General features: G+C 43.9%; 9 protein-coding genes. 4 read left to right on the top strand and 5 right to left on the bottom strand.

From position 1 onward, the window contains the following. A partial coding sequence (locus tag K5677_RS01600) for an uL13 family ribosomal protein (protein WP_296723901.1) occupies positions 1–171 on the top strand: 171 nt, incomplete at its 5' end. Positions 172–189: 18 nt separating this feature from the next. Further along, positions 190–591, top strand: coding sequence for a 30S ribosomal protein S9 (rpsI, locus tag K5677_RS01595; RefSeq protein ID WP_296723898.1), 402 nt, complete (start codon positions 190–192; stop codon positions 589–591). Between the two features lie 117 nt (positions 592–708). Here the strand turns inward: rpsI and K5677_RS01590 are convergent, their stop codons facing one another. The 5 genes from K5677_RS01590 to K5677_RS01570 all read right to left on the bottom strand — a co-directional run bounded on the left by K5677_RS01590 (position 709) and on the right by K5677_RS01570 (position 6,110). Further along, positions 709–1,845, bottom strand: a complete 1,137-nt coding sequence (locus K5677_RS01590; RefSeq protein WP_296723897.1) for a site-specific integrase — start codon at positions 1,843–1,845, stop codon at positions 709–711. A 109-nt stretch (positions 1,846–1,954) separates the two neighbouring features. Then, positions 1,955–3,151 (bottom strand): plasmid recombination protein, encoded by a 1,197-nt coding sequence (locus K5677_RS01585; RefSeq protein ID WP_296723895.1) that lies wholly within the window; start codon positions 3,149–3,151, stop codon positions 1,955–1,957. A gap of 508 nt (positions 3,152–3,659) precedes the next feature. Next, positions 3,660–4,247: a CHC2 zinc finger domain-containing protein gene (locus K5677_RS01580; RefSeq protein WP_296723894.1), complete on the bottom strand. Its 588-nt coding sequence runs from the start codon at positions 4,245–4,247 to the stop codon at positions 3,660–3,662. Next, positions 4,244–4,540: a DNA-binding protein gene (locus K5677_RS01575; protein ID WP_296723891.1), complete on the bottom strand. Its 297-nt coding sequence runs from the start codon at positions 4,538–4,540 to the stop codon at positions 4,244–4,246. The genes K5677_RS01580 and K5677_RS01575 overlap by 4 nt, the downstream gene beginning before the upstream one ends. Before the next feature lie 109 nt (positions 4,541–4,649). Beyond that, a complete protein-coding gene (locus tag K5677_RS01570) occupies positions 4,650–6,110 on the bottom strand; it encodes a YfjI family protein (RefSeq protein ID WP_296723888.1) in 1,461 nt (486 codons plus the stop codon). A gap of 276 nt (positions 6,111–6,386) precedes the next feature. Here K5677_RS01570 and K5677_RS01565 point away from each other — a divergent pair, with 276 nt between their 5' ends. Next, complete coding sequence (locus K5677_RS01565; protein WP_296723885.1) at positions 6,387–7,406, top strand: hypothetical protein; 1,020 nt, start codon at positions 6,387–6,389, stop codon at positions 7,404–7,406. A 145-nt stretch (positions 7,407–7,551) separates the two neighbouring features. Beyond that, positions 7,552–9,171, top strand: a 1,620-nt coding sequence (locus tag K5677_RS01560) for a DNA methyltransferase (RefSeq protein WP_296723882.1), incomplete at its 3' end; no start/stop codon positions are given.

Below are 9,171 nucleotides of genomic sequence, written 5' to 3'. Positions count from 1 at the left end.
GTTTCTTACAAGGAACTTATGGCTACAAAGCCGGAAAAGGCAATGATGATCGCTGTAAACGGAATGCTTCCTAACAATTCTCAGGGAAGAAATCAGATAAAGCGTCTCAGAACATACAGAGATGCTGCTCATAAGCATGAGGCTCAGAAGCCTGAAGCTTATTCATTATAATTAAGGAGGCGACTTTAAATGTACGAATCAAAAAGCAAATATTACTACGGAACAGGTAGAAGAAAAAATTCTGTAGCAAGAGTTAGACTTTACCCCGGTTCAGGAAATATTACTATAAACGGCAGATCAATAGACGATTACTTTGGTCTTGATACTTTGAAGCTTATCGTTCGTCAGCCTCTTGAATTAGTAGGCACTACAGATAAATTCGATATAATCTGCACAGTTAAGGGCGGCGGAGTTACAGGTCAGGCAGGTGCTATCAGACATGGCGTTTCAAGAGCACTTCTCGTTTATGATCAGGAACTCAGACCAGAGCTTAAAAAGGCTGGATTCCTTACTCGTGACCCACGTATGAAGGAAAGAAAGAAGTACGGTCTCAAAGCAGCTCGTCGTGCTCCTCAGTTCTCAAAGAGATAATCAGATACCTCAAAACTTGCGTATTTACGCACTTTGCGAGTGGTCAAATGCTCTTTGGTCAACATTTGGTCAATTCAAAACCTCTCTGTTCGCGCAGGGAGGTTTTTTTATTTGCCTTTATGTCAGGCACAGCTCGATCTGCTCGGCAGTTCGGGCTTTTGTTTTACGCAGAACATCAGCATAGATTTCTGCGGTAATGTTTACGTCACGGTGTCCAAGATGCTCGGACACGACTTTCAGGTCGATACCGCTGTTCAGGAGCATAGTAGCGTTACAGTGACGGAGCTGATGCAGGGTCATATCCTCAAATTCCGTTCCTTTAGTGAAGCGTTTGAGAGACTGATAGACCGAATTGCGGTCACGGTAGTTCCCTCTTGCAGATACGAACACCATTTCAGGGTGTGCAAAATCATCACCGAGGGCATATTTCAGCTTTTCGATATACTCTTTCTGTGCAAGAAGAACCTTTTTCAGCTCCTGTCCCATACCGATGATGCGGATACTGCTCTCGGTCTTAGGATCAGTCAGCTCATGCTTGCCGCCTATATCGGTCAACGTGTGGTTTATCGAGATAGTGTTGTTCTCAAAGTCGATATCCTCCCAAGCAAGTCCAAGGCACTCTCCCGAACGCATACCCGTGTACAGCAGAGCCTTGATGATACGCTTGAAGTCCTCGTCCCACGGCTTGCTTTCAAGGTATTCCATGAACCTTTTGAGCTTGTCTTCCTCTAAAGCCTTGTTTTTACGGCTTTTCTTCCGCTTCGGCAGTATCACGTTACGGCAGGGAGTGTCACGAATGAAGCCTTGTTCTGCTCCTCTGCGGAAGATGCTCTGCACTATGACATACAGCTTCTTTACCGTCGCAGGATTCAGGTCATAGGACTGCATTATCTGCGTCAGCCTGGGAGCATTGATGTCTTTTACCTTGACATTACCGAGAACAGGCTCGATGTGATTCTTGTACTGCCCCTTGTAGGTGTAGATCGTGCTTTCTTTCAGCTCCTGCGGAGCGTAGTTTGTGAAATACCAATCTGCAAGCTCGGAGAAACGCATATTCTCATTGAGCTGAGAGTAACCTTTGCAGTGTCTCTCGAACTCGAAAGCATACTCCTGGGCGAGCTTTTCGGCTTTCTTTGGTGTCACTCCGTCAGGTGGAGTGTAGGTCGTTGATTTTACAAGCTGTTTGCCGTTCATATCGCAGCCGACAAACACCCTGATGCGGAATGTGTTTCCGCGTTTTGTTATATTCGCCAATGTAAATCCTCCTAAATTTACACTACGGCATATCTCTGTATTTAGCATTGTAGCGCACTATTCTATCTTTGTCAAGCACTTTCGGAGATATGCCGTAGCTTTTTATCTTTTATTCTAACTCTGCATTTCTTGTTTTGTTAAACTTATACCGGGCAAAATCCTCCGCAAGTCCACAAGCGGATATGAACGCCCTTGCTTTCTGTAAATCACGGGAGAGCTGATCTTCACGCTTGATACGCTGTGCTTCGGCATTCAGCTTCTTACGGCTAAAGTAATGAGCGTCCTCCTCTTTCTTCTTGTAGCCCGCAAGCTCCGAGGAAATAGCTTCAAACTGCTGCTTCACAGTACCAAGCTCCTGCACGGCAGCGTCACGCTCTTTTTTCAGCTTTTTGATGTTCTTCTCCATAGCGACATACTTCTTTGCGGTGTCGCTGAGCTTGTCATAGTCCTCTTTAGAGAGTGTGACCTTTTTGCCGAACATAGACTCCTTGGCTTCGATGCTCTCGATCTCGCCTATGTTCACTTTTTTCTTTGCCAGTTTCTCAAACTCGGCAACTGTCTCGTCACGCTCAGCGGTGAGCCTTTCGATCTCAGCATTGAGAGCATTTATCTTGTCCTGATGCTCGCCGTACTCCTCGACCTTATAACTGTAACCCCTGGACTTCTTCGGTTCGGATATTTCTATACCGTGAGCATTGCAAATATTCTTTAAAATATCCCACTCACTGCGTCTCCAACGTTCATTCGCTTTCGCATCATTTCCGAAGCCCATTTCTTCCGTAGCCTTGTTCTTCGCATTGCGGACTTCAAGTCCACGGGTGAAGTGACCTACGGGGATATAGTTGATGTGCAGGTGCGGTGTGGATTCATCGAGATGCAGCACCGCATTGAACACATAGAAGTTAGGATTTCTCTGCTGAAATCCCTCCATATATTCACGCAGGCACTCAGTCGTTATCTCAGCATCAGGAGTGCCGACGGCGGTGTCTTTTCTCGTTCCGATATAAACGAGATGTTCGTAGAAGCTCTTATGCTTGTTTGTGCCTGTAATAACACTCTTGCTCGGCAGGCGATTGAACAGGTGTTCAAAGTAGTTACCGATCTTACGATCCTTTCTTTTCTGATTAGCGTTATATTTCTCTACCGCTTCATCAAAAAGTTCATGATAAGCATCGCTCAGAGCCTGCTGAACGAACACAACATTGTTTGGTGTTCTGGAGCTGTCTATGTTCTTAGCAGTGAACTCACGATTGTTGTGTGAAAGGCTGCCTTTACCCTCACACATTGAAATAGATTTTGTACTCATTATAAAATTACTCCTTTATAAAGATTTTTATCATTTGCAGTCCTGAAACAGGATTACATCATGTAGCCCTGACGGGCTTGAATAATTACGCACAAGACAAAGCTTGTGCTTCTGATCATTTACGCCCTGTCGGGCTTATAAAATTACGCATAAGACGGAGCTTATGCTTCATATCATTTACGCCCTGGACGGGCTTGAATAATTACGCATAAGACGAAGCTTATGCTTCCTATCGCCCTGATGGGCTAATTGGCTTGCAACGATACGGAGATCGGCAACCCAAACGGTGCGAAGCACCGGATTTACTTGCGGAGTGCCGCCAGTAACCCCAAAGCACTTTTGACAGCCGCATACACGACTATCAAAAATGCCGGGGCTCTGCGAGGCTCTTATCGGCTGGCGGAGCAGCCGAAATTGTGGGTACGGTTATTCTGAATCGTACCCGTGAGAGCTGCAGAAATCCGCATTACAATTTTGAAAAAACATCATATCGGAAACGATGATTATTTCAAAAATCAGCCCTCAATTTTTTCTGAAAATCTGCTATTTCTGCAACGATATTTTTCATGGAAAGCCGCCCTGCTTTGTTGTAGTTAATGAACTCCAAACAAAGGTACTCTGCGTAGTCCAGATGATGCAAGGAATATACAAAACGCTCGTCACATTCTTCATCGGGAGAAGCAGAAGCAAATTCTCTCCATTCACGCATCAGCCACAGGTAATCATTGAGTGTTCGCCACGCTGACTTCTCCCATTCTTCATAGGCTCGTTTTTCTCGGACTCGCTTCTGATATTCGGTAACTTCTTCCGCAGTCGGAGCTTTGCTGATATCAATGTGAAGATTGTAATCATCGTTGAGCTTTTTCACAGCATCAATAGGCTTGTCCAGCCCGAACATTTTCTGCGTGAAACCGATAACGTCAACGTGCGTTCCGCAGCCGAAGCAATGAAGAGCATCGGGATAGATTTTTGCAGAGGGAGTACGCTCATCATGAAAGGGACAATGTGTCATACCGCCACGATCAATTTCAAGACCGTAACCCTCTGCAACCGTTCTCATGTCAATAGCAGATTTTACTTGCTCGAATACCGTCAATTCTGGAAATAGTTAAGCAGATCAGCCTTGTTGACAAGTATCTTTCCACGGACACCTTCGCCTGTGCGGATATACTTGATCTTGTTCTGAGCTACAAGCATACGTACAGTGTGTTCGGAAAGCCCGTCAATAAGCTCGGTGCATTCCTTGACGGTCAGCATTTTCACCTTTTTAGGTTCAGGAGCTTTGGTTGTTTCGGGGACTGCGACCTCATTCGGCTCTCTGTCGTAAGCGACAGCAGTCATGAGTTCAAGTATCTGGTCGAGAAGCTGTTCTTTTCTTTCGTTTGTCATAATTAAAATCCTCATCTTTCTGTCTAAGAGTTTTGTGTTTTATGAACTTTGAACATTTTGAGCATTTTGCAGTTTCAAAGTGTGCAAAATGCGGAAAGTTCAGACTTCATCATCTGTAAATGTTCGGGTTGATGATAACGTCTGTTATCGTTTTGTTGTTTGTGCCCTTGCTTGTGTTGCGTACAATATACCTGTATTCTTCAAGCATATCCATTGTCTCCGCAAAGTCGGCGGCGCTCTTAAACAGTGTGCATCGGCACAGCTTGTAAAGGTCGTTCTGTCGGATATTCGTGATGTGCTTTGAGCGTATCTTGTTTATCACACGTTCTGCCTTTATCGTTCCGAGGTCAATGTCTCCGAGACTGTACGCATATATTGCCTGTTCACGGAAATACTCACCGATATCAATAGCATTGCAGAACGTATCAATGCCGACACGAGTTTCGACAGGATCAGTATTATTCAAAGCACACTTGATGCAATGAATGATACCGCACAAGCGGAGCAGTTCACCGTGATACTTTCCGCCCCAGTCCTTGCAGAATGCCATATCCGTGAGGAGCATCGGTTCAATACGCCTGTTGTAGTAATCTACGAACTCACCGTATGTCTTTTCGTCGAAATGGAGATACAACTCCTTTTCGTCTTGATAAGCAAACTTCCTGCTGAGGAGCTTGTATATCAGCCGCTTGTAATTCTCAGCAACGGCTTCAGGAACAGCCTGCGTATCGTACTTACGGTGACCAATATTACTTACGGGGAAACAATACAGAAAACGAGCTATCAGTCCGCTGCCACGGAACACAGGATTGTTTATCATACTGTCAAACATATAAGGCTGACACGCAAGGCAGATGCTCATGTAGGGCTTTTTGAGAACAATGCTCGCCCTGGTCGCTCTGTCGCTGATATACGTTTCACCGTTCCACGATTTCAGCAGGAGATCAAGGTTCGGTATATTGTTGCTGTAACGTCCGCTGAAATTACCGAGCATTCCGGCTTCATCGGATATCATCAGTAGAGTGCCGTTTTCTTCAAGCAGATTCACAAGAGATTCGGGAGTAACATCGTCAACCGCTATCCTGCGGAAATTGCTCGGTGGCATATTGCTCAGCTCTGTCCGGAGCTTGGCTATCTCCTCGGCGGTAACGTCCTTTTTCTTTTCAAGTGCTTCGAGCTTGTTCTCTAACAGCTTGTATTCTTCCTGCGCCGTGAAGATGTTCTGCTTGTTGTTTTCATTCCAGTCATGAGCGAACTGGATATACGGTCGCTTTATAAGAGAGATAACAGGAGACTTCTTGAAGCTCGGCTCTGCTATTGTAAGGGTATCAAGTACCAGCGGCTCCGTATGGTCACGCTTTGCCGACATACTGTACACGCCCGAAAAGCAGTAGCTCACCGCCGAGAGTATTGAAGTGCCTGCCATAGCAACATCCGTTGAAGTGGTAGTCGCTATTGCGTCCGCCATATCACCTATAATAGGTGGAAGTGCGTTCACAGGGAACGGCAGGAGGTTTGTCCCATCGGGACGGAGTGGTGTGGGCTGCGCCCACGTTGTTTCGTTGTTCAAATATCCTCTTCCTTTCAGATGTATTTATAAAAGCGCTTTTATATGTATAGCGGTCAGCATCTCGGATGCAATACCGCTGTCAGCCGACCTTTTCCTGCTGACATGACCATTGTAACATTTCTTTCGGAGGCCTTGTGCGTGTGTTGCGTATTTACGCAAAAGAATACGCATAATATTTTTAAATACGCTGTATGTTACGCTATAATACGCATTAAAATTGACATATTGCGTGTGATGTGTTATAATATCATAAGATACCGAAAGCGAGGAAAGCGTATGGGAACTACGACAATTTACCGTATAAACGAAACAGACCGCACGATAAATATCGCACAGTCTGTTATTGATACCGATGAAAGCTTACACGGCGCAGTCCTGAATACGAGAACGTACACCTTTGATGAGCTGATGAATCAGCATAAAGTGTTCTGCGAGCATACCGAGCCTTATGACGCTTTCAAGGACAGGCTCAACAGCGCCCTGCGGATTGACAGGAGCATTGATGTCAGCATCGATGATATGATAGCAAGGTTCATAGCCGAGTATGGGGAGAATATCTTTTTCAGAGGATATGTCGGCTCTGTTATTGAGTATTATGATAAGGAGAGGTATGTCCTACTGAAACCGAATGATGTTGTTATCGCCAAGCTCAACAGGAGAAGGATACAGGACGAAGTTTCCCGAAAGCTCATGGAGTATATGGATACGCAGTTCGCCATGATGTGCAGTGATGCGTATTTCAGCCATAAGTCTAATATGGAGCATTTTATGATACAGCCCGGAAGAACGATAGTTGCTGCCGATGATTACACATTCAATGTGTTCCGTGAGAGCGATAACTGCCTGCTTACAGTCCTTGCAGAGATTGGACAGCTCGTTCATCAAAACAAGTGGACGATATGCGAGTGCGGTTTCTGCCATAAGCTGTTCCTCGGAACGGAAGGCGAGGTCTGCTGTCATACCGCTGAGTGCATCGAAGCTCAGAAACAGCAGAAAGAAGCCATATACAAGGAGAACACCAAGGCATATTCCGCCGTGAAGCGTGATTATGATGCCTATGTCCGCAGATATAAGAAGGTTCTCGTTGAAGCAGGTGTTGAGAAGTATCACCCTGCCGAGTTTGACGAGTTTATACAGGCTAAGCAAGAGCGTATGGAAGATATGGACAAACTAAAAAAACGCCTGATACGCAACGGTCTGCCGACTAAGGAGCTTGAAGACCTCTCAGCTAAGTATAAGGCGGAGATAAAGGCTATGGTCGAGGAACTTGTTGAGAAGTTTGGGAGGAAGGTCTGAACTTTGACTCCGGTGGAGTCGAAGTCGCTGAATAACGATTTTTAGGCAAATTATAGGTTTTTAGGTTGCTTTTTCAGTTCGTTTGTGCTATAATGTAAATTGGATATTTGTTTTTTACATATAAATCATTTTTAGGAGAATAGATATGGGAAATCCAAGCAAAGAAACAGCAAAATCGAAGCTCTCTAAGTTGATTGAACGATATAATAATACGCTCAGAGGAAAAGATCATAAAGATATCAGCGAAGAAACTATCCGTACATGGCTTAATGAATTGCTTGATATATTCGGCTGGGATGTTCAAAATACTGCTCAGGTTCTTCAGGAACGTGTATTGAACAATCAGCAGGTGAAAAAGCTCAAAGAAATCAGTTCTACACATAAAAAGCCTGATTACACATTGATGAATGGCACAAATATAAAGTCATTCTTAGATGCCAAATCTCTGGATGTAAATATATTCACCAGTAAGGAAACTGCCTTCCAAATTCGCTCATATGGTTGGTCTGCACAGTCTCCATGTGCATTTGTATCAAACTTTGAGCAACTTGTAATATATGATACTCGCTTTAAACCATCGCCTGATCAGAGCGCTGCTATGGGAACAAAGCAGTATTCAATCGACGAGTATATTGAAAACTTTGATACCATATATGAGCATTTGTGGCATGATAATATCTGCTCCAACCGTCTTGAACAGCTTTACAAGACAAAAGCTATCGAGGGCAATAATCAGCTCGACAGCAACTTTATGCTCATGCTGTCAGAATTTAGAATTAAGCTTGCCAAAAGACTGGTAGAGCTTAACCCCGATGTTATAAACAACGATTCGCTGCTCAATTATTATGTTCAGGTAATTCTTGACCGTATCATTTTCATAAGGGTATGCGAGTCGAAAGAAATAGAAAAGCACGAAAAGCTAAAGCATTTTCTTTCTGATGAAAACGGCTTTTGGAATTCATTCAAAAACAGCTGTTACATGGAGTTCTATGACCATTATGACGGAGCTATGTTCAAGCGTGACGATTTATTCCAGAGTCTTAATATCGACAACGATGTTTTTGCAGAGTTTGTAAATGGCTTATATTACCCATTTCCGTACCGTTTTGACGTAATTCCTGTTAAGGTTATTGCTAATATCTATGAGGAATTCCTTGGAAAACAGCTTGTTATTAACAATGGCAGAATAGAGGAAGTCACAAAATCCGAATATGTTAAAACAAACGGAGCTGTCTGCACTCCGGAGCATATTGTTGATATGATTTGTAAGCAGACTGTTGACCTGTCCGCTGTAAACACAATAGATGACATCTTCAATATCAAAGTGCTTGATCCTTGTTGTGGTTCAGGTGTTTTTGCTGTGTCCGTTTATGAACTGCTTACAAAGAAAATGATTGCAATCCTTAGCTCCGATGAAAATGAACGTAGCAAATACAGCGATTATTTCTATGTTCAAGACGATAGCTATATGCTCACGATAGCAGGCAGACGAGCTATTGTAACAAACTGCATTCATGGTATAGACTGCGATGAAGCTGCCATAGAAGTAACGAAGATGTCATTAGCCCTGAAAATCGTTGACGGCAACAATCCATTGGCTTGGAATGGTATAGGTGCATTTGGTGAGAAGATACTCCGTGATATAGACGGCAATATAAAGCTCGGAAACACTCTCGTTAGTACAGATAATCATATTCCTGCAAAGCATATTGCTGAAATCAAGCCTTTTGATATAAAAATTGCCTTTGCCGAAGTTTTCAGTAAA

This window comes from Ruminococcus sp. (assembly GCF_024684275.1).
Note: the sequence above shows the minus strand (reverse complement) of the source record. Positions and strands in the feature narration are given on the sequence as shown.